General features: G+C 72.2%; 19 protein-coding genes. 15 read left to right on the forward strand and 4 right to left on the reverse strand.

The genetic code is table 11. From position 1 onward, the window contains the following. Positions 1-12 precede the first annotated feature (12 nt). Together ACJ9NR_RS31780 and ACJ9NR_RS31785 are read right to left on the reverse strand one after the other, a co-directional pair. A complete protein-coding gene (locus ACJ9NR_RS31780) occupies positions 13-240 on the reverse strand; it encodes a hypothetical protein (RefSeq protein WP_412491278.1) in 228 nt (75 codons plus the stop codon). A 222-nt stretch (positions 241-462) separates the two neighbouring features. Then, positions 463-1,116 (reverse strand): helix-turn-helix domain-containing protein, encoded by a 654-nt coding sequence (locus tag ACJ9NR_RS31785; protein ID WP_412491277.1) that lies wholly within the window; start codon positions 1,114-1,116, stop codon positions 463-465. Positions 1,117-1,339: 223 nt separating this feature from the next. On the opposite strand from ACJ9NR_RS31785, the gene ACJ9NR_RS31790 reads away from it, so the two are divergent. Further along, positions 1,340-2,002: an MmyB family transcriptional regulator gene (locus tag ACJ9NR_RS31790; protein ID WP_412491276.1), complete on the forward strand. Its 663-nt coding sequence runs from the start codon at positions 1,340-1,342 to the stop codon at positions 2,000-2,002. A gap of 15 nt (positions 2,003-2,017) precedes the next feature. On the opposite strand, the gene ACJ9NR_RS31795 is transcribed toward ACJ9NR_RS31790, so the two are convergent. After that, complete coding sequence (locus ACJ9NR_RS31795) at positions 2,018-2,779, reverse strand: cache domain-containing protein (protein WP_412491275.1); 762 nt, start codon at positions 2,777-2,779, stop codon at positions 2,018-2,020. 37 nt (positions 2,780-2,816) lie between these two features. Further along, positions 2,817-3,554, reverse strand: a complete 738-nt coding sequence (locus tag ACJ9NR_RS31800; protein WP_412491862.1) for a FadR/GntR family transcriptional regulator — start codon at positions 3,552-3,554, stop codon at positions 2,817-2,819. Positions 3,555-3,670: 116 nt separating this feature from the next. On the opposite strand from ACJ9NR_RS31800, the gene ACJ9NR_RS31805 reads away from it, so the two are divergent. From ACJ9NR_RS31805 to ACJ9NR_RS31870, 14 genes are all read left to right on the forward strand, one after another. Then, entirely contained in the window at positions 3,671-4,708 is a 1,038-nt protein-coding gene (locus ACJ9NR_RS31805; protein WP_412491273.1) for an ABC transporter ATP-binding protein, read from the forward strand. A gap of 45 nt (positions 4,709-4,753) precedes the next feature. Beyond that, positions 4,754-5,956: an ABC transporter substrate-binding protein gene (locus tag ACJ9NR_RS31810; RefSeq protein ID WP_412491271.1), complete on the forward strand. Its 1,203-nt coding sequence runs from the start codon at positions 4,754-4,756 to the stop codon at positions 5,954-5,956. A gap of 4 nt (positions 5,957-5,960) precedes the next feature. Continuing rightward, positions 5,961-6,851 (forward strand): ABC transporter permease, encoded by an 891-nt coding sequence (locus tag ACJ9NR_RS31815; protein WP_412491269.1) that lies wholly within the window; start codon positions 5,961-5,963, stop codon positions 6,849-6,851. A gap of 60 nt (positions 6,852-6,911) precedes the next feature. Then, positions 6,912-7,727: an ABC transporter permease gene (locus tag ACJ9NR_RS31820; protein ID WP_412491267.1), complete on the forward strand. Its 816-nt coding sequence runs from the start codon at positions 6,912-6,914 to the stop codon at positions 7,725-7,727. Positions 7,728-7,818: 91 nt separating this feature from the next. After that, the gene (locus ACJ9NR_RS31825; RefSeq protein WP_412491265.1) at positions 7,819-8,970 is read left to right on the forward strand and encodes an NAD(P)/FAD-dependent oxidoreductase; all 1,152 of its coding nucleotides are present in this window, start codon (positions 7,819-7,821) and stop codon (positions 8,968-8,970) included. Then, positions 8,967-9,269 carry a (2Fe-2S)-binding protein gene (locus ACJ9NR_RS31830; protein ID WP_412491263.1) on the forward strand — a complete coding sequence of 101 codons (303 nt, stop codon included), beginning with the start codon at positions 8,967-8,969 and terminating at the stop codon, positions 9,267-9,269. The genes ACJ9NR_RS31825 and ACJ9NR_RS31830 overlap by 4 nt, the downstream gene beginning before the upstream one ends. Continuing rightward, positions 9,262-10,704, forward strand: coding sequence for an FAD/NAD(P)-dependent oxidoreductase (locus ACJ9NR_RS31835; RefSeq protein ID WP_412491261.1), 1,443 nt, complete (start codon positions 9,262-9,264; stop codon positions 10,702-10,704). Before ACJ9NR_RS31830 ends, ACJ9NR_RS31835 begins: the two co-directional genes overlap by 8 nt. Then, complete coding sequence (locus ACJ9NR_RS31840; RefSeq protein ID WP_412491259.1) at positions 10,701-11,591, forward strand: dihydrodipicolinate synthase family protein; 891 nt, start codon at positions 10,701-10,703, stop codon at positions 11,589-11,591. The genes ACJ9NR_RS31835 and ACJ9NR_RS31840 overlap by 4 nt, the downstream gene beginning before the upstream one ends. 19 nt (positions 11,592-11,610) lie before the next feature. Continuing rightward, the gene (locus ACJ9NR_RS31845) at positions 11,611-12,612 is read left to right on the forward strand and encodes a proline racemase family protein (protein WP_412491258.1); all 1,002 of its coding nucleotides are present in this window, start codon (positions 11,611-11,613) and stop codon (positions 12,610-12,612) included. Between the two features lie 41 nt (positions 12,613-12,653). Beyond that, the gene (locus ACJ9NR_RS31850) at positions 12,654-13,325 is read left to right on the forward strand and encodes a GntR family transcriptional regulator (protein ID WP_412491256.1); all 672 of its coding nucleotides are present in this window, start codon (positions 12,654-12,656) and stop codon (positions 13,323-13,325) included. Positions 13,326-13,371: 46 nt separating this feature from the next. Beyond that, on the forward strand, positions 13,372-14,367 hold the full coding sequence (locus ACJ9NR_RS31855) for a LacI family DNA-binding transcriptional regulator (protein WP_412491254.1): 996 nt from the start codon (positions 13,372-13,374) through the stop codon (positions 14,365-14,367). Between the two features lie 110 nt (positions 14,368-14,477). Beyond that, positions 14,478-15,827, forward strand: a complete 1,350-nt coding sequence (locus ACJ9NR_RS31860; protein ID WP_412491252.1) for an ABC transporter substrate-binding protein — start codon at positions 14,478-14,480, stop codon at positions 15,825-15,827. 2 nt (positions 15,828-15,829) lie between these two features. After that, positions 15,830-16,786, forward strand: a complete 957-nt coding sequence (locus ACJ9NR_RS31865) for a carbohydrate ABC transporter permease (RefSeq protein ID WP_412491250.1) — start codon at positions 15,830-15,832, stop codon at positions 16,784-16,786. Further along, entirely contained in the window at positions 16,783-17,661 is an 879-nt protein-coding gene (locus tag ACJ9NR_RS31870; RefSeq protein WP_412491248.1) for a carbohydrate ABC transporter permease, read from the forward strand. Before ACJ9NR_RS31865 ends, ACJ9NR_RS31870 begins: the two co-directional genes overlap by 4 nt. Positions 17,662-17,750 lie beyond the last annotated feature (89 nt).

Below are 17,750 nucleotides of genomic sequence, written 5' to 3' on the forward strand. Positions count from 1 at the left end.
GCTGAGCGGCCGTCACGGCTCCGGGCACCAGGTCTGCAGCAGGCGGAAGAACTCCTCCTCGTTGCCCGTCAGGCCGGCGGCCGCCAGCGCCTGTTCGGCCTCCTGGAGCACGGCGGGCGGCACGACGGGTGGTCGCGGATCGCCGGGCGGACCGTCGAAGGCGGCTCGTACGGTGTGCAACAGGCGCAGATAGGCCTGCACGGCGGTCCGCTCGCGGTCGGTCAGTACGGCGGTGGGCATCGTCGGCTCTCCCCTGTCGGCGTCGTCTCTGCACGCCCGTACGGAAGGGCGCGACTCCAGCTTGCCCGCCACCACTGACAACGGGGCTCCGGCCCAGGTCGAGGCGTCGCCCGAGCGGCGGCGTCCTGTGCGACGACCCGCCCGCCCGACGGGGCCGGCACGTCCGCGGAACGCCTGGTGGGGGGGAGGGCCCGGGCTGTCCGCGCGGCTGCGGCCGCCGGTTCAGGACTCGGGCCGCTTGACGCTCTCCAGGAGCATGTCCAGCCACTCGGCGACCTTGTCGCGGTGCTGGTCGGTGGGCAGTTGCGCGGCCCGCCAGGCGATCCCGCGCACTCCGTGGTCCTGGAGCAGCCGTTCCAGCGGATCGTCGGAGGCCGCGGCCTCCTCCCGCTCGGCGAGCTTCTGCAGCAGCTCCTGCTCGGTGCTCTGCAGCGCTCCGGTGAGGGCCTCGGGGTCCTCGGCCGTGAGGAAGCCGGCGTGCACCCGGAAGAAGCGCTGGATGGCGTCGCAGTGCTCCATGGTGGGGCGCCGGTCGCCGTTGATGAGCGCCCCCGCCTGCTGGCGCGACATGCCCGCGCCGTCGGCGATCTCCTGCTGGGTGTACTTGCGCCCGTTGGGCTTGAGCCGGGTGCGCCGCAGCAGGTCCAGGCGCTGCAGGAACCGCGCCTGGACATCCGGCTCGCCCGCCGGGTGGCCGTTCAGCAGCGCCCTGACCACGGGCTCGGGCACCCCGGAGGCGGCGGACAGGCGGCCCGTGTCGAAGACCTCCGCGTGGGCCACGCCGAGCCGGTCGGCGAGCGCGGTGACGCGGGCGACGACGGCCGGCAGAGCAGCGCTCGCCGCCGTGGTGCCCGGGCCATCGAAGCCTTCCGTCACCGACAGATCTCCTACGTATCTCACAGGCTTCTCACAAGCGGTTGCCGTGAACTCGACGGAGATTACCGGGTAGTTCGAACTCACATCCAGACGTCGCCACAACTGTGGCCAATTTCAGCCGTCAACCAGTACGAAATGCCACGATAGTTGACACGATCCACCTCGGGACCGCAGGATCAAGGCGCCGCGTGAAGGCCGCAGAGGCAAGAGGGGTGACCTCCCGATGGCATATCAGGCAGGTGGGCAGCGGTCGGCGCCGCTGTCCGACCCCGAGAGTCTCGACGCCCAGGCGTACCTGGAGGACTACGCGGTCCTCCTGGAGGCCGTTCCCTTTCCGTCCGTCGTCCTGGACCACCGGTGGGACGTCGTCGCCTCCAACAACGCTTTCGCGTCACTTTTCCGCGAGGTGGGCCCGCACCCGACGGCCATGCCGGCCGACAACTTCCTCAGGTTCGTCCTCTTCCACCCCGACGCGGCCACGGTCCTCGGCGCGCACGAGTCGAGCTGGTGCCTGCCGATGCTGGCGCACTTCGCGGCCGCCGTGGAGCGCTACGGTCACGACCACGCACTGCAGTCCATCCGCCGCGACATCGCCCAGGACCCGATCATGGAGGCCGCCTACCGGCAGGGCCTGCCGCACTGGATCCGCGCCGTGGGCGAACGGGCCGTGGCGCACGACGGTGCCGTACGCCCCCTGAAGCACCCCGACCCGCGCTGGGGCACCACCGAGTGCCGCGTGGTGGACGAGACGCCGCCGGCCCTTCAGGACCTGGGCTACACCCGGATCACGCTGGTGCTGCGGGAGACCCGCCGCGACCGGCCCCGGGCGCGCAGGGCGCGGCGGGCGGCGGCGCACCTGACGGTGGTGCCCACCGAGCAGGCCTGATCACCGGCACCGCGCTCACTCCCGCGCGACCACGAGCACCAGCGGGACGTCCCGGCACGGGATCAGCCGCAGCCCCCGGAACCGTCCGGGCCGCGCCCGCTCCAGTACGGCCGCGAAGTCCGGCCCCCTGGTGAGCGACCCGGCGAGACGGGCCGGGTCGGCGGAGGCGGTCACCCGGCCGCGCGCGTTCACCAGGTGGGCCGGCCCCGGCAGCCGGCGCAGCATCGGCAGCACGGCCGCCTCGAAGTGCCGCAGATACACGTCCGCCGCGGCCACCCCGGCGAAGTGTCCCGCAGTCCGCACCGGCACGGACAGCGTGAGGCTGTACTCGTCGGAGCAGAGGTAGTCGACGTAGGGTCCGGCCACCGCGCGTTCGCCGGTGTCGCGGGGGACGGTGAACCAGTCCCAGTGGGTGTAGTCCGCGTACGCCGACCGCTCGGGGTCGAGGTCGAGCAACAGCGGCCGTACGCCGCCGTCGGAGTCGCTCTGCCACCACTCCAGCCAGGCCGGGACGTCGCCGAGCAGGCCCGGGGCCGCGACGAAGCCGACCCCGGAGATCAACTCCTGCCGCGCCAGCCGCAGATGGAGCCCCGGACGCAGCGCGGCGAGGTCCACGGTCGCGGGGCGGCGGCCCTCGGCGGCCACCCGGTCCAGCAGCCGGGCGGTGTCGGTGCGGGTGGCGGCCACAGCCTCGAACACGCTCTCCAGAGCGGAGCGGACGCCTGCCGCGACCGCCCTCTCCGGTGCCGTGCCGGCTGCCGCCGTGGCGAGGCTCATGCGCCCTCCAGCGGACGGGGACCGGGCGCGGCGCGGCCTACAGCGTCAGGCGGAGGGCGACGAGCCGCGCCGTGGACTCCTGGACGCACCGCTCGGCCAGTTCCCTGGCCGTCTCACGCACTCCATCGTGCACCGCCGAGATCACGGAGCGGTGACGGTCCGCCACCTCTTCACGATATGCGTCGTCCCCGAGCACAAGACAGAGCACGGCGCCGATCTCGGTCTGCAGCGAGACCTGCTCCCGGGTCAGCCGGGCCGACTGCGCGGCGGCGGCCAGCTCCACATGGAAGCGGCCGTAGAGGCGGCTGCGCGCCGCGGTGTCCGCCGCCCGGGCCAACTCCTCGGCGGTGCGCCGCAGTCGGACGAGGTCGCCGGGCTCGGTGCGCTCGGCGGCGAGCCGGGCCGCCGTGCCCGACAGGGCGGCCCAGTGGTCGCCGAGGTCGCGCAGCTCCTCGGTGCTCCAGCCGCGCAGCCGGGCCCTGAGGCGCTCCGCGCCCGGGGCCTCGGGCAGGGAGACGAAGGAGCCGCCGCCGCGGCCCCGGCGGGTGGTGACCAGGCCCTGCTGGCGAAGGGCCATCAGCGCCTCCCGCAGGGTCACGGTGGACACGCCGAGCTGCCCGGCCAGCTCGCTCTCACCGGGCAGCTGCTCCCCGTCGGCGAGCAGGCCGAGCTCGATGGCGTCGCCGATCCGGCGGACGACCGCGTCCACCCGCGCCCGGTTGTCCACCGGGGCGAAGACGGCCCTGCGGGCCCCGCCGTCCGTCCGCTGCTGCATCACGGCCACCACCTTGCGCGTTGACTCAAGCTTTGCCCTGAGGGGGACTTGAGCTTTGAACTATGACTTCATATCTTTCCGTGCAACGGACGAGAGCGCCAGAAAGGTTCCCGTGCATGGAGGGAAGCGCGATCCGGCTGCACGGTCTGCACAAGTCGTTCGGGGAGACGACCGCCGTGGCCGGGATCGACCTGGAGATCGGCGACGGGGAGTTCTTCTCGATGCTCGGTCCCTCGGGCTCCGGCAAGACCACCGTCCTGCGCCTGATCGCCGGGTTCGAGACCCCGACCGCCGGCCGTATCGAGCTCGCGGGCCAGGAGGTGACCGGCCTCGCCCCGTTCGAGCGGGACGTGCACACGGTCTTCCAGGACTACGCCCTGTTCCCGCACATGACCGTCGAGCAGAACGTCGCCTACGCCCTCAGAATCCGCAAGGTGCCCAAGGCCGAACGCCTGGTCCGGTCCCGCAAGGCCCTCGCCGAGGTCGGCCTGGAAGGCTTCGGCGCCCGCCGCCCCGCGCAGCTCTCCGGCGGCCAGCGCCAGCGCGTCGCCCTCGCCCGCGCCCTGGTCGGCCGCCCCCGCGTGCTGCTCCTGGACGAACCGCTCGGGGCCCTCGACCTCAAGCTGCGCGAGCGGATGCAGGTCGAGCTCAAGGAGATCCAGCGCGAGGTCGGCATCACCTTCGTCCTCGTCACCCACGACCAGCAGGAAGCCCTGACGATGAGCGACCGCATCGCCGTCTTCGACCAGGGCCGCGTCCAGCAGGTGGGCACCCCGGCCGAGATCTACGAACGCCCCGCCACCCCCTTCGTCGCCTCCTTCGTCGGCACCTCGAACCTGCTCGACGGCGAGGCCGCCCAGCGCGTCGTCGGCGCCCCCGGCCTCTACAGCATCCGCCCCGAGAAGATCCGGGTCCTGAAGGAGTCCGCGGAGAGCGACGAACCCGACCACGCGGGCGCCACCGGCACCGTCGCGGAGGTCGTCTACCTGGGCGACAGCACCCGGTTCCTGGTCGACCTCGACGCCGGCGGGCGCCTCACCGCGCTCCAGCAGAACCTCGAGACCTCCGCCGAGGACGTCGCCGCCTACCGCGGCACGCGGGTGCGCCTGCGGTGGCACCGCCGTCACACCGTCCCGCTCCCCGACACCCGCTGAGTCCCGGCCCCGGCACCGAAGCCCCCACACCGCAGGGAGAACGACGTGCGTCTCACCCGAAGCCTCAAGGCCGCGGCCTGTGCCGCCGCCATGCTCCTCGCCGCCGGCGCGTGCGGCTCCTCCGGCTCCGGCGGCGGCTCCTCCGCCACCGGGCTCAACCCCCCGGACCTCAAGGCGCCCACGAAACTCGGCAGGACCGAGGGCGAGGTCAACCTGATCGCCTGGGCCGGCTACGTCGAGGACGGCTCCAACGACCCCAAGGCCGACTGGGTCACCGGCTTCGAGAAGCAGACCGGCTGCCGGGTCAACTCCAAGGTCGCCGCCAGCTCCGACGAGATGGTCAAGCTCATGAAGACCGGCGAGTACGACGCCGTCTCCGCCTCCGGCGACGCCTCCCTGCGCCTGATCGCATCCGGCGACGCGGCCCCCGTCAACACCAGGCTCGTGCCCAACTACAAGGACGTCTTCGCCGGGCTGAAGAACGGCAGCTGGAACTCCGTCAAGGGCCGGATGTACGGCATCCCGCACGGCCGCGGCGCCAACCTGCTGATGTACAACACCCGGAAGGTCACCCCCGCCCCCACCTCCTGGGCGGCCGTCTTCGACGACGCCGCCCCGTACAAGGGGCATGTCACCGCCTACGACTCCCCGATCTACATCGCCGACGCCGCGCTGTATCTCCGGGCCACCAGGCCCGAGTTGAAGATCAAGGATCCCTACGCGCTCGACCAGAAGCAGTTCGACGCCGCCGTGGCCCTGCTGAAGAAGCAGAACGGATACGTCGGCGAGTACTGGAGCGACTACCTCAAGGAGGTCTCCGCCTTCAAGAGCGGCGACTCCGTGATCGGCACCACCTGGCAGGTCATCGCCAACCTCGCCGCCGACGAGGGCGCCGAGGTCAGGGCCTTCGTACCCGAGGAGGGCTCGACCGGCTGGTCCGACACCTGGATGGTCTACGCCAAGGCCGAACACCCCAACTGCGCCTACAAATGGCTGAACTGGATCGTCTCGCCGAAGGTCAACGCCCAGGTCGCCGAGTACTTCGGCGAGGCACCCGCCAACTCCAAGGCGTGCGCCCTGACCAGTGACAGGAACTTCTGCACGGTCTACCACGCGGCCGACGAGAAATACTGGAAGAAGATCGCCTTCTGGAACACCCCCATCGAGCAGTGCCTGGACGGCCGGACGGACGTGAAGTGCGTGCCGTACGCCAAGTGGGTCCAGGCCTGGACCGAGATCAAGGGCTGAGCGCGTGACCGCCGTCGAGGCGGGCGCCGGGCGGGGCACCGTCCGGCGCCTCGCCGGGGCGCTGCACCGCCGTCCCCGGCTCCGGCTCACCCTGCTGCTGACCGCCCCGCTGCTGTGGCTGACGGTCCTCTACCTCGGTTCGCTCGCCGTCCTGTTCGTCTCCGCCTTCTGGACGACGAACTCCTTCACCTCCCAGGTGGTGAAGGCCTGGTCGACCGACAACTTCCACCAGCTGCTGACCGTCCCCGTCTACCGGCAGGTGGTCCTGCGCAGCGTCGGTGTGGCCCTCGCCGTCACCCTGGTGTGCGTGGTGATCGCCTTCCCGCTCGCCTTCTACACCGCCCGGGTGGCCCGGCCGGCCCGGCGGCCGCTGCTGGTGGTCGCCATCCTCACGCCGCTGTGGGCCAGTTACCTGGTCAAGGTGTACGCCTGGCGGCTGATCCTGTCCGAGGGCGGGCCGGCCGACTGGATGCTGAGGCCGTTCGGGATGTCGGGCCCCGGATACGGCCTGCCGGCCACCGTGCTGACCCTGACCTACCTCTGGCTGCCGTACATGATCCTGCCGATCCACACCGCCCTGGCGCAGCTGCCCGCCGCCCTCCTCGACGCCTCGGCCGACCTGGGCGCGAGGAGCTGGCGCACCTTCCGGTCGGTGGTCCTGCCGATGGTGCTGCCGTCCGTCGCCGCCGGATCGATCTTCACCTTCTCGCTCAGCCTCGGCGACTACATCACCGTGCAGATCGTCGGCGGCAAGACCCAGCTCATCGGCAACGTCGTCTACTCCAACGTCGAACTCAACCTCCCGATGGCGGCCGCGCTCGGCACGGTGCCGGTGGTCGTCATCGTGGTCTACCTGCTGGCCATGCGCCGCACGGGCGCGCTGAGCAGCCTGTGAGGCGGGGCCGTGCCGTCCGGGACGGAGTCCTGTGGTGACTGAAACGGGGTGCTGCCTCATATGACACTCAGCCGGTCCGCCCGCATCGCGCTGCGCGTCGCCGCCGCGCTCGGGTTCGCCGTGATCTACGTGCCGCTGCTGCTCGTCCTCGTCAACTCCCTCAGCCCGGACCGCAGCGCGAGCTGGCCGCCGCCCGGGTTCACCCTCCACTGGTGGGAGGTCGCCCGGCACAACGCCGGTGCCCGTGCGGCGCTGTGGGTGTCGGTCAAGGCCGGTCTCGGCGCCACCGCCATCGCCCTGGTCCTCGGCACGCTGATCGCCTTCGCCGTCGCCCGGCACCGGTTCTTCGGCCGCGGCACCGTCTCCTTCGTGGTCGTCCTGCCGATCGCCCTGCCGGGCATCGTCACGGGCATCGCCCTCAATTCGGCCTTCGGCACGGTGCTCGAGCCCCTCGGGCTGGGGCTCGGCCTGTTCACCGTGATCGTCGGCCACGCCACCTTCTGCATCGTGGTCGTCTTCAACAACGTCGTGGCCCGGCTGCGGCGGACCGCCGGCTCCTACGAGGAGGCGGCGATGGACCTGGGCGCCGACACCTTCCGCGCCTTCGCCGACGTCACCTTCCCGCTGGTGCGCTCGGCGCTGTTCGCGGGCGGGCTGCTGGCCTTCGCGCTCTCCTTCGACGAGATCGTGGTGACGACCTTCACGGCGGGGCCGGGCGTCGAGACGCTGCCCATCTGGATCTTCGACAACATGACCAGACCGCGGCAGGCGCCGGTGGTGAACGTGGTGGCGGCCGTGCTGGTGCTGCTGTCCGTCGTCCCGATCTACGTCGCTCAGCGGCTGTCCTCGGACACGGCCACCGGGAGCCGGGTCTAAGGCCGCCCCAGCGGTGGTCCGGCGGGCCGGGTCGGCGCGGCTGGGGCGCGCGGTGGTTCCCAACGGTTGTGGTATGTGACATAGTACTGCCGTGGCCAACCCGCTGACCTGCGATGTCGTGGTCGTCGGCGCCGGAATGACCGGCGCCGCATGCGCTCTGTACGCGGCCCGCTCGGGCCTGGACGTCGTCGTCGTGGACCGCGGTCCCGTGGCCGGCGGCACGACCGGCGCGGGGGAGGGCAACCTCCTGGTCTCCGACAAGGAGCCGGGTCCGGAACTGGACCTCGCGCTCCTGTCGAACCGGCTGTGGGGCGAACTGGCCGGGGAATTCGGCGAGTTCATCGAGTACGAGGCCAAGGGCGGCGTCGTGGTGGCCACCTCCCCGGGCGGCCTGACCGCGCTGGAGCGCCTCGCCGCCGCGCAGCGTGCCGCGGGAGTCCTCGCCGAACCGGTCGACGGCGACGCCCTGTACCGCCTCGAGCCCCACCTCGCCCCGGGGCTGCCCGGAGCCGTGCACTACCCGCAGGACGCCCAGGTCATGCCCGCCCTGGCGGCCGCGCGTCTGCTCCGGGCCTCGGGGGCGCGCCTGCTGACCGGGCGGACCGTGACGGGCGTCCTGCGCACCCCCGGGGGCGCGGTGCTCGGCGTCCGTACCGATCACGGCGACATCCACGCCCCGGCGCTGGTCAACGCGGCCGGCACCTGGGGCGGCGAGATCGCCGCACTCGCCGGAGCGACCCTCCCCGTCCTCCCGCGGCGCGGCTTCGTCCTCGTCACCGAGCCGCTGCCGCGCCTGGTCCGGCACAAGGTGTACGCCGCCGACTACGTGGCCGACGTGGCCAGTGACTCGGCCGCGCTGCAGACCTCGCCCGTCGTGGAGGGCACGGCCGCCGGGCCGGTCCTGATCGGCGCGAGCCGCGAACGGGTCGGCTTCGACCGGTCGTTCTCCCTGCCCGCGCTGCGGGCCCTGGCGGCGCACGCCACCCGGCTGTTCCCCTTCCTGGCCGACGTCCACGCCATCCGCTCCTACCTCGGCTTCCGCCCCTACCTGCCCGACCACCTCCCGGCCGTCGGCCCCGACCCCCGGGTCCCCGGCCTCCTCCACGCCTGCGGCCACGAGGGCGCCGGCATCGGCCTGTCCACCGGCACCGGGCACCTGATCGCGCAGCTGCTCACCGCGCGCAGGCCCGACCTGGACCTGGCGCCCTTCCGCCCCGACCGCTTCGCCGAGGAGGTCTCGTGAGCTCCCCGCTCGACCTGGCCGACGCCCACCCGGGCCCCGTCTTCACCGTCACCCTGGACGGCCGTGAGATCGAGGCGCTGCCCGGCCGGACCGTCGCCGCCGCGCTCTGGGCGGCCGGCGTCACCTCCTGGCGGACCACGCGCGGCACGGGCCGCCCGCGCGGCGTCTTCTGCGGCATCGGCGTCTGCCACGACTGCCTGGTGACCGTCAACGACCGCCCGAACCGGCGGGCTTGCCTGGTCACCCTGGAACCGGGCGACGCGATCCGTACGCAGGAGGGGACGGGCCGCCATGGCTGACCGGCCTTCCGCGGCCCCGCACCTCGCCGTGATCGGCGCGGGCCCGGCGGGCCTCGCCGCCACCGTGGCCGCCGCGGCACACGGCGTCCGGGTCACGCTGCTCGACGCGGCCGCGCGGGCGGGCGGCCAGTTCCACCGGCAGCCCGCCCCCGGGCTCCGCGCGCGCCGGCCGCAGGCGCCGCACCACGACCGGCGGACGTGGCAGCGGCTGCAGGCGGCGCTCGACGCGCATCTGAGGGCCGGCACCGTACGCCACCTGACGGAGCATCAGGTCTGGTTCGCGGAGCGGCAGCCGGCCCGTTTCACCGTGCACGCCCTGCTCGGCCCCGACCAGGAGCCGGCCACCGTGGACGCCGACGCCGTCCTGCTGGCCACCGGTGGATACGAGAAGGTGCTGCCCTTCCCCGGCTGGACCCTCCCCGGCGTCCTGACCGCGGGCGGCGCGCAGGCCATGCTCAAGGGCGCGCTCGTGGTGCCCGGGCGTACCGCCGTGGTGGCCGGCACCGGGCCGCTGCTGCTGCCCGTGGCGGCCGGCCTCGCCGCGGCCGGGACCGAGATCGCCGCCCTCGTGGAGTCCGCCGCCGCCCGGGCGTTCGTACGGCGGGCCCGGGCCCTGGCGGCGCAGCCGGGCAAGGTCGCCGAAGGGGCCGGATACGCCGCCCGGCTGCTGCGGCACGGCGTGCGCACGCTCGCCCGGCACACCGTCGTCGAGGCGCACGGCGGCGACCGGCTGGAGGCCGTGACGGTCGCCGCGCTGGACGGCGGGGGCCGGGTCAGGCCCGGCACCGGGCGCCGTATCCCCTGCGACACCCTGGCCGTCGGCCACGGCCTGCTCCCGCACACCGACCTCGCCGAGACCCTGGGCTGCCGCCTCGACGGCCTGGCCGTGGACGTCGACGACGAGCAGCGCACCGACGTGCCGGGCGTCTGGGCCGCGGGCGAGGCCACCGGCGTCGGCGGCCACGCCCTCGCGCTCGCCGAGGGCCACATCGCCGGACGTTCGGCCGCGGCCCGGCTGGGAGGCGGCGCGGCGGACCCGCGCGAGTGGGCCGCGGCCGCCAGGTCCCGTACCCGGCTGCGGAAGTTCGCCGCCGCGCTCGGCTCCGTGTACGAGCCGCCCGCGCACTGGACGGAGCAGGTCCGCGACGGCACCGTCGTCTGCCGCTGCGAGGAGGTCACCGCCGGCGCGATCCGCGAGGCCGTCGCGGAGCTCGGCGCCGGGGACCTGCGCACGGTGAAGCTGCTGACCCGGGCCGGCATGGGCTGGTGCCAGGGCCGGGTCTGCGCGCCCGGGGTCGCCGGGCTCGCCGGCTGCGAACTCGCCCCCTCCAGAAGGCCGTTCGCACACCCCGTGCCGCTCGGCGTCCTGGCCCGTGAGCACACCCGCCCGAGGGGGCGCGCGGACACCCACCCGACCGATGGAGGACCCTCATGACCGGCCACCGCCCCTGGCGTGGCATTCTCGTCGCCACCGCGCTTCCGCTGAACGACGACCTCTCCGTGAACCACGACCGGTACGCCGAGCACTGTGCCTGGCTCGTCGAGAACGGCTGCGACGGCGTGGTGCCCAACGGATCGCTGGGGGAGTACCAGGTGCTCACCCCCGAGGAGCGGGCCCGGGTGGTGGAGACGGCCGTCGGCGCGATCGGCGGGGAGCGCGTCATGCCCGGCGTCGCCGCGTACGGGTCCGCCGAGGCCCGCCGCTGGGCCGAGCAGGCGCGCGACGCCGGCTGCCGGGCGGTGATGCTGCTGCCGCCCAACGCCTACCGTGCCGACGAGCGTTCGGTGCTCGCGCACTACGCGGAGGTCGCGAAGGCGGGGGTGCCGGTGGTGGCGTACAACAATCCGATCGACACCAAGGTCGACCTCGTGCCGGAACTCCTGGCCGAGCTGCACGCCGAGGGGTGCATCCAGGCCGTGAAGGAGTTCTCCGGCGACGTCCGCCGCGCCTACCGGATCGCCGAACTCGCCCCGGAACTGGACCTGCTGGTCGGCGCCGACGACGTGCTGCTGGAGCTGGCGATCGCGGGTGCGAAGGGCTGGGTGGCGGGTTGCCCGAACGCGCTGCCGAGAGCGTGCGCCGAGCTGTACCGCGCGGCCGTCGCGGGAGACCTGGGCACGGCCAGGAAGCTGTACGAGCGGCTGCACCCGCTGCTGCGCTGGGACTCCAGGGTGGAGTTCGTGCAGGCCATCAAGGTGTCCATGGACGTCGTCGGGCGGTACGGGGGCGGCTGCCGTCCGCCGCGGGTGCCCCTGCTGCCCGCACAGGAGGCCGCGGTCCGGGCCGCCACCGAGCGGGCCGTCGCGGCCGGACCGGCGTAGGCCCGGAGGGAGAGCGGCCATGCGCAGCAAGCTCGTCCTGCACGCCGTCGACTCGCACACCGAGGGCATGCCCACCCGTGTGATCACCGGCGGGATCGGGACCGTCCCCGGCGCCACGATGAACGAGCGGCGGCTGTACTTCCGCGAACACCGCGACGACATCAAGCAGTTGCTGATGAACGAGCCGCGCGGGCACTCCGCGATGAGCGGCGCGATCCTGCAGCCGCCGACCCGGGACGACTGCGACTGGGGTGTCGTCTACATCGAGGTCTCCGGCTATCTGCCCATGTGCGGGCACGGCACCATCGGCGTCGCGACCGTGCTGGTGGAGACCGGCATGGTCGAGGTCGTCGAACCGGTCACCACCATCCGCCTGGACACGCCGGCCGGAGTCGTCGTGGCCGAGGTGGCGGTCGAGGACGGGGCGGCCAAGGCGGTCACGCTGCGCAACGTCCCGTCGTTCGTGGTCGCGCTCGACCGCGAGGCGACGCTGGCCGACGGGCGGTCGGTGACCTATGACCTGGCCTACGGCGGCAACTTCTACGCGATCCTGCCGCTGGAGCGGTTCGGGCTCCCCTTCGACCGGGCCCGCAAGGACGACATCCTCGCGGCGGGCCTGGCCCTGATGGACGCCGTCAACGCCGAGGCGGAACCGGTCCACCCGGAGGACCCGTCGATCCGCGGCTGCCACCACGTCCACCTGATCGCGCCCGGCGCGAGCGCCCGCCGTTCGCGGCACGCGATGGCGATCCACCCCGGCTGGTTCGACCGCTCGCCGTGCGGCACCGGGACGAGCGCGCGCATGGCCCAGCTGCACGCGCGCGGCGAACTCCCCCTGCACACCGAGTTCGTCAACGAGTCGTTCATCGGCACCCGGTTCACCGGCCGGCTCCTCGGCACGACCGAGGTGGCGGGCCGTCCCGCGGTGCTGCCGAGCTTCACCGGCCGGGCCTGGATCACCGGCACCGCCCAGTACCTGCTGGACCCCGAGGACCCGTTCCCCGCGGGCTTCGTGCTGTAGGCGCTTCGGTACTGTCGGGTGACCCGAGGAGGACGATCACCATGGCCCCGCAGAACCGCCCGGCTCTGCCGCCGCTCGGCGGCCGGAAGCCCAACTTCCGCGAACGCGTCGTGGACGTGCTGCGGGCCGCCCTGATCTCCGGCGAACTGCGTCCGGGAGAGGTGTACTCGGCACCCGGCCTCGCCCCCCGCCTGGGTGTCTCGGCGACCCCGGTGCGCGAGGCGATGCTGGAGCTGGTCAAGGAGGGCATGGTCGACATCGTCCCCAACAAGGGCTTCCGGGTCACCGCCGTCTCCGACCGGCAGCTCGACGAGTACAAGCACGTCCGGTCCCTGATCGAGATCCCCACGACGGTGGGCCTCGCCACCACCGCCGACGCCGCCGACCTGGAGGCACTGCGCCCGCTCGCCGACGAGATCGTCGACTCGGCCGCCAAGGGCGACCTCATCGCGTACATCGAGGCCGACCTGGACTTCCACCTCGGACTGCTGGCCCTGGCGGGCAACGGCCACCTCGTGGACGTCGTACGGGACCTGCGGCGCCGTTCGCGGCTGTACGGGCTGACCGCCCTGGTGGAGGCGGGACGGCTGCGGGCCTCCGCGGAGGAGCACCTGGAGCTGCTGGACGCGCTGCTCGCGCGGGACCCGGAAGGGGTGCGCGAGGTGATGACCAGGCACCTCGGGCACGTCCGCGGTCTGTGGGCGGCCCGCTGACACCATTACGCAAACTGCTTGCATTTCTTGCGCTACTCTTGCGGTCATGACGCGACGACTTGCTGAGGTGGCGAAGAAGGTCGGGGTCAGCGAGGCCACGGTCAGCCGGGTGCTGAACGGAAAGCCGGGGGTCTCCGAGTCCACCCGGCAGGCGGTGCTCTCCGCCCTGGACGTCCTCGGCTACGAGCGCCCCACGCAGCTGCGCGGGGAGCGTGCCCGGCTCGTGGGCCTGGTGCTGCCCGAGCTGCAGAACCCGATCTTCCCGGCGTTCGCCGAGGTGATCGGCGGGGCGCTGGCCCAGCTCGGCCTGACGCCGGTGCTGTGCACGCAGACCAAGGGCGGTGTCTCCGAGGCCGACTACGTGGAACTGCTGCTGCAGCAGCAGGTCTCCGGCGTCGTCTTCGCCGGCGGCCTGTACGCCCAGGCCGACGCCCCGCACGACCACTACCGCCGGCTCGCCGAGCGCAACATCCCGGTCGTGCTGGTCAACGCCTCCATCGGCGACCTCGGCTTCCCGGGCGTCTCCTGCGACGACGCGGTGGCGACGGAGCAGGCCTGGCGGCACCTGGCCTCGCTCGGCCACGAGCGGATCGGGCTGGTGCTGGGGCCGTCCGACCACGTGCCGTCGGAGCGCAAGCTCGCCGCCGCCCGGGCCATGGGCGAGCTCCCGGACGAGTTCGTCGCCCGGGCCATGTTCTCGATCGAGGGCGGGCACGCGGCGGCCGCCCGGCTCGTCGAGAGGGGCGTCACCGGGTTCATCTGCGCCAGCGACCCCCTCGCCCTCGGGGTGATCCGGGCCGCGCGCCGCAAGGGACTGGGCGTCCCCGAGCGGGTGTCGGTCGTCGGCTACGACGACTCCGCGCTGATGAACTGCACCGAGCCCGCGCTGACCACCGTCCGCCAGCCCATCGAGGCCATGGGGCGGGCGGCCGTGGAGCTGCTGAACGCGCAGATCAGCGGCAGTGCCGTAGCCGCCGAAGAGCTGTTGTTCGAGCCCGAGCTGGTGGTCAGGGGGTCGACCGCGCAGGTCCACCGCCCCTGAGATCCGACGAGCTGTTGAATAATTTCAAATTGCGCGCGACATCTTGCGTCCAGATGTCGGCGGTGCTTGAGTGTGCGTCGCCCACCGCTCCTGCCCAGAGGGGTCCACCGATGACAAGCACCGGGTTCCGCCGTACCTTCGCCGCGCTCGGCGTCTGTTCGCTCGCCCTGACCGCGTCCGCCTGCGGGTCGAGCGACGACGACTCCTCCAGCGGAAGGACACGCATCACGGTCAACTGCGAACCGCCCAAGAGCGCCAAGGTCGACCGCGGTTTCTTCGAGCAGGACGTCGCCTCCTTCGAGAAGCAGAACCCGGACATCGACGTCGTCGCGCACGACGCGTTCCCCTGCCAGGACCCGAAGACGTTCGACGCCAAGCTCGCCGGCGGCCAGATGGAGGACGTCTTCTACACCTACTTCACCGACGCCAGGCACGTGGTGGACATCAACCAGGCGGCCGACCTCACCCCGTACGTCAAGGACCTGAAGAGCTACGGCACCCTGCAGAAGCAGCTGCGCGACATCTACACCGTCGACGGGAAGATCTACGGCATCCCGCGCACCGGCTACTCGATGGGCCTGATCTACAACCGCGAGCTCTTCCGGAAGGCCGGCCTCGACCCCGACAGACCGCCCGCCACGTGGCAGGAGGTCCGCGCCGACGCGAAGAAGATCGCCGCGCTCGGCGGCGGCACCGTCGGATACGCCGACTACAGCGCCCAGAACCAGGGCGGCTGGCACTTCACCGCCGAGCTGTACTCCCAGGGCGGCGACGTCGTGAGCGCCGACGGCAAGAAGGCCACCATCGACACCCCCGAGGGCCACGCCGTGCTGCAGAACCTGCACGACATGCGCTGGAGGGACGACTCGATGGGCAGCAAGCAGCTCCTCGTCATCAACGACGTGCAGCAGATGATGGGTTCGGGCAGGCTCGGCATGTACCTCTCCGCCCCCGACAACATCCCGATCCTGGTCAAGGAGAAGGGCGGCAACTACAAGGACCTCGCGCTCGGCCCGATGCCCGGGGGCAAGGGCACGCTCATCGGCGGCGACGGCTACATGTTCAACAAGCACGACACGCCCGCCCAGATCCGGGCCGGCCTGAAGTGGCTCGACCACATGTTCCTCACCCCCGGATCGGGCTTCCTCGGCGACTACGCCCGCGCCAAGAAGGCGGACGCGCCCGTCGGCCTGCCCGAGCCACGGCTGTTCACCGGCGCCGCCGACGCCAAGGACCAGCAGGTCAAGAAGGCCAACGCCAACGTGCCGGTGGAGAACTACCAGTCCTTCCTCGACGGCAACCACCGGCTCCAAATGAAGATCGAGCCGCCGCACGCCCAGCAGATCTACTCCGTCCTCGACGGCGCCGTCTCCGCCGTCCTCACCAAGAAGGACGCGGACATCGACCAGCTGCTGAAGGAAGCGTCCGGCAAGATCGACGACATCCTGGCACGGGGCTGAACATGACGAAGACGGCCGAACGGCGACCGACCGGCGAGGTCGCCGTACGCCCGGTGCAGGCGCCGCCCCCGGCAGGGGACCGGAGGCGGCGCCGCCTCGCCGACCAGGCCCGCGCCTACGCCTTCCTCCTCGGCGGCCTGATCTGCTTCGCCCTGTTCTCCTGGTACCCGGCGATCCGCGCCGTCGTGATCGCCTTCCAGAAGTACACGCCGGGCTCCGCGCCCGAGTGGGTCGGCACCGCCAACTTCACCCGCGTCTGGCACGACCCGGAGTTCACCGCCGCCTGGCGCAACACCCTGACCTTCACACTGCTGGCCCTGCTGATCGGCTTCGCGGTCCCGTTCGTGATGGCCCTGGTGCTCAACGAACTCCGCCACGCCAAGGCCTTCTTCAGGGTCGTGGTCTACCTGCCGGTGATGATCCCGCCGGTGGTCAGCGCCCTGCTGTGGAAGTGGTTCTACGATCCCGGGGCGGGCCTGGCCAACGAGGCGCTGCGCTTCCTGCACCTGCCCACCTCGAACTGGTCCAACGGCGCCGACACCGCGCTGGTCTCCCTGGTGATCGTGGCCACCTGGGCCAACATGGGCGGCACCGTCCTGATCTACCTGGCCGCCCTGCAGTCCATCCCCGGCGAGCTGTACGAGGCCGCCGAACTGGACGGCGCGAACCTGCTGCAGCGCGTGCGGCACGTGACGGTCCCGCAGACCCGCTTCGTCATCCTGATGCTGATGCTCCTCCAGATCATCGCGACGATGCAGGTCTTCACCGAACCGTTCGTGATCACGGGCGGCGGCCCGGAGAGCGCCACGGTCACCGTGCTGTACCTGATCTACAAGTACGCCTTCCTCTACAACGACTTCGGCGGGGCCTGCGCGCTCAGCGTGATGCTCCTGGTGCTGCTCGGCGCGTTCTCCGCCGTCTACCTGCGGCTCACCCGCTCCGGAGAGGACGACGCATGAGCGCCACCCGCACCCTCGTCTCCCCGGCGACGCTCGCCCGCCCGCGCGGCAGGGCCGTGTACTGGACCGTCTTCACCTCCGTCGTGCTGCTCTTCGCCCTCGCCTTCCTCTTCCCCGTGTACTGGATGGTGACCGGCGCCCTGAAGTCGCCGGACGAGATCGCGCGGACCCCGCCCACCCTGGTGCCGAAGGCGTGGCACCTCGGCGGCTACACCGACGCCTGGGACCTGATGCAGCTGCCCGAGCACCTGTGGAACACGGTGGTCCAGGCGGCCGGCGCCTGGGCGTTCCAGATCGTGTTCTGCACGGCCGCGGCCTACTCCCTGTCCAGGCTCAGGCCCGCCTTCGGCAAGGTCGTGCTCGGCGGCATCCTCGCCACGCTGATGGTCCCCGCGCAGGCCCTCGTCGTACCGAAGTACCTGACCGTCGCCGACCTGCCCCTCATCCACACCAGCCTGCTCAACGACCCGCTGGCCATCTGGCTGCCGGCCGTCGCCAACGCCTTCAACCTCTATCTGCTCAAGCGGTTCTTCGACCAGCTTCCCCGCGATGTGCTGGAGGCCGCCGAGATGGACGGCGCGGGAAAGCTGCGCACCCTCTTCTCGATCGTGCTGCCGATGTCGCGGCCGGTCCTCGGCGTCGTGTCGATCTTCGCGCTGGTCGCCGTGTGGCAGGACTTCCTGTGGCCGCTGATGGTCTTCTCCGACACCGGCAAACAGCCGATCAGCGTGGCACTCGTCCAGCTGTCGCAGAACATCCAGCTCACCGTGCTCATCGCCGCCATGGTCATCGCCAGCGTTCCCATGGTCGCCCTGTTCCTCGTCTTCCAGCGGCACATCATCGCCGGGATCAGCGCGGGCAGCACGAAGGGCTGACGCCCTCCCCCCGACAGAAAGGCACGCACAGTGGGACAGCCCACCCCTGCCCAGAAGGACGTGAAGGACCCGACGGACGAGAACCGGAC

Origin of the sequence: Streptomyces sediminimaris (assembly GCF_047049295.1) — a bacterium.
GTDB lineage: Bacteria > Actinomycetota > Actinomycetes > Streptomycetales > Streptomycetaceae > Streptomyces > Streptomyces sediminimaris.

What these genes read in the sequence shown, in the direction of transcription:
- ACJ9NR_RS31795 (WP_412491275.1), bottom strand. Translation starts at nt 2,779, where the DNA reads ATGAGCCTCGCCACGGCGGCAGCCGGCACGGCACCGGAGAGGGCGGTC.
- ACJ9NR_RS31860 (WP_412491252.1), top strand. Translation starts at nt 14,478, where the DNA reads ATGACAAGCACCGGGTTCCGCCGTACCTTCGCCGCGCTCGGCGTCTGT.
- ACJ9NR_RS31820 (WP_412491267.1), top strand. Translation starts at nt 6,912, where the DNA reads ATGACACTCAGCCGGTCCGCCCGCATCGCGCTGCGCGTCGCCGCCGCG.
- ACJ9NR_RS31865 (WP_412491250.1), top strand. Translation starts at nt 15,830, where the DNA reads ATGACGAAGACGGCCGAACGGCGACCGACCGGCGAGGTCGCCGTACGC.
- ACJ9NR_RS31800 (WP_412491862.1), bottom strand. Translation starts at nt 3,554, where the DNA reads ATGCAGCAGCGGACGGACGGCGGGGCCCGCAGGGCCGTCTTCGCCCCG.
- ACJ9NR_RS31850 (WP_412491256.1), top strand. Translation starts at nt 12,654, where the DNA reads ATGGCCCCGCAGAACCGCCCGGCTCTGCCGCCGCTCGGCGGCCGGAAG.
- ACJ9NR_RS31780 (WP_412491278.1), bottom strand. Translation starts at nt 240, where the DNA reads ATGCCCACCGCCGTACTGACCGACCGCGAGCGGACCGCCGTGCAGGCC.
- ACJ9NR_RS31845 (WP_412491258.1), top strand. Translation starts at nt 11,611, where the DNA reads ATGCGCAGCAAGCTCGTCCTGCACGCCGTCGACTCGCACACCGAGGGC.
- ACJ9NR_RS31790 (WP_412491276.1), top strand. Translation starts at nt 1,340, where the DNA reads ATGGCATATCAGGCAGGTGGGCAGCGGTCGGCGCCGCTGTCCGACCCC.
- ACJ9NR_RS31840 (WP_412491259.1), top strand. Translation starts at nt 10,701, where the DNA reads ATGACCGGCCACCGCCCCTGGCGTGGCATTCTCGTCGCCACCGCGCTT.
- ACJ9NR_RS31805 (WP_412491273.1), top strand. Translation starts at nt 3,671, where the DNA reads ATGGAGGGAAGCGCGATCCGGCTGCACGGTCTGCACAAGTCGTTCGGG.
- ACJ9NR_RS31835 (WP_412491261.1), top strand. Translation starts at nt 9,262, where the DNA reads ATGGCTGACCGGCCTTCCGCGGCCCCGCACCTCGCCGTGATCGGCGCG.
- ACJ9NR_RS31870 (WP_412491248.1), top strand. Translation starts at nt 16,783, where the DNA reads ATGAGCGCCACCCGCACCCTCGTCTCCCCGGCGACGCTCGCCCGCCCG.
- ACJ9NR_RS31855 (WP_412491254.1), top strand. Translation starts at nt 13,372, where the DNA reads ATGACGCGACGACTTGCTGAGGTGGCGAAGAAGGTCGGGGTCAGCGAG.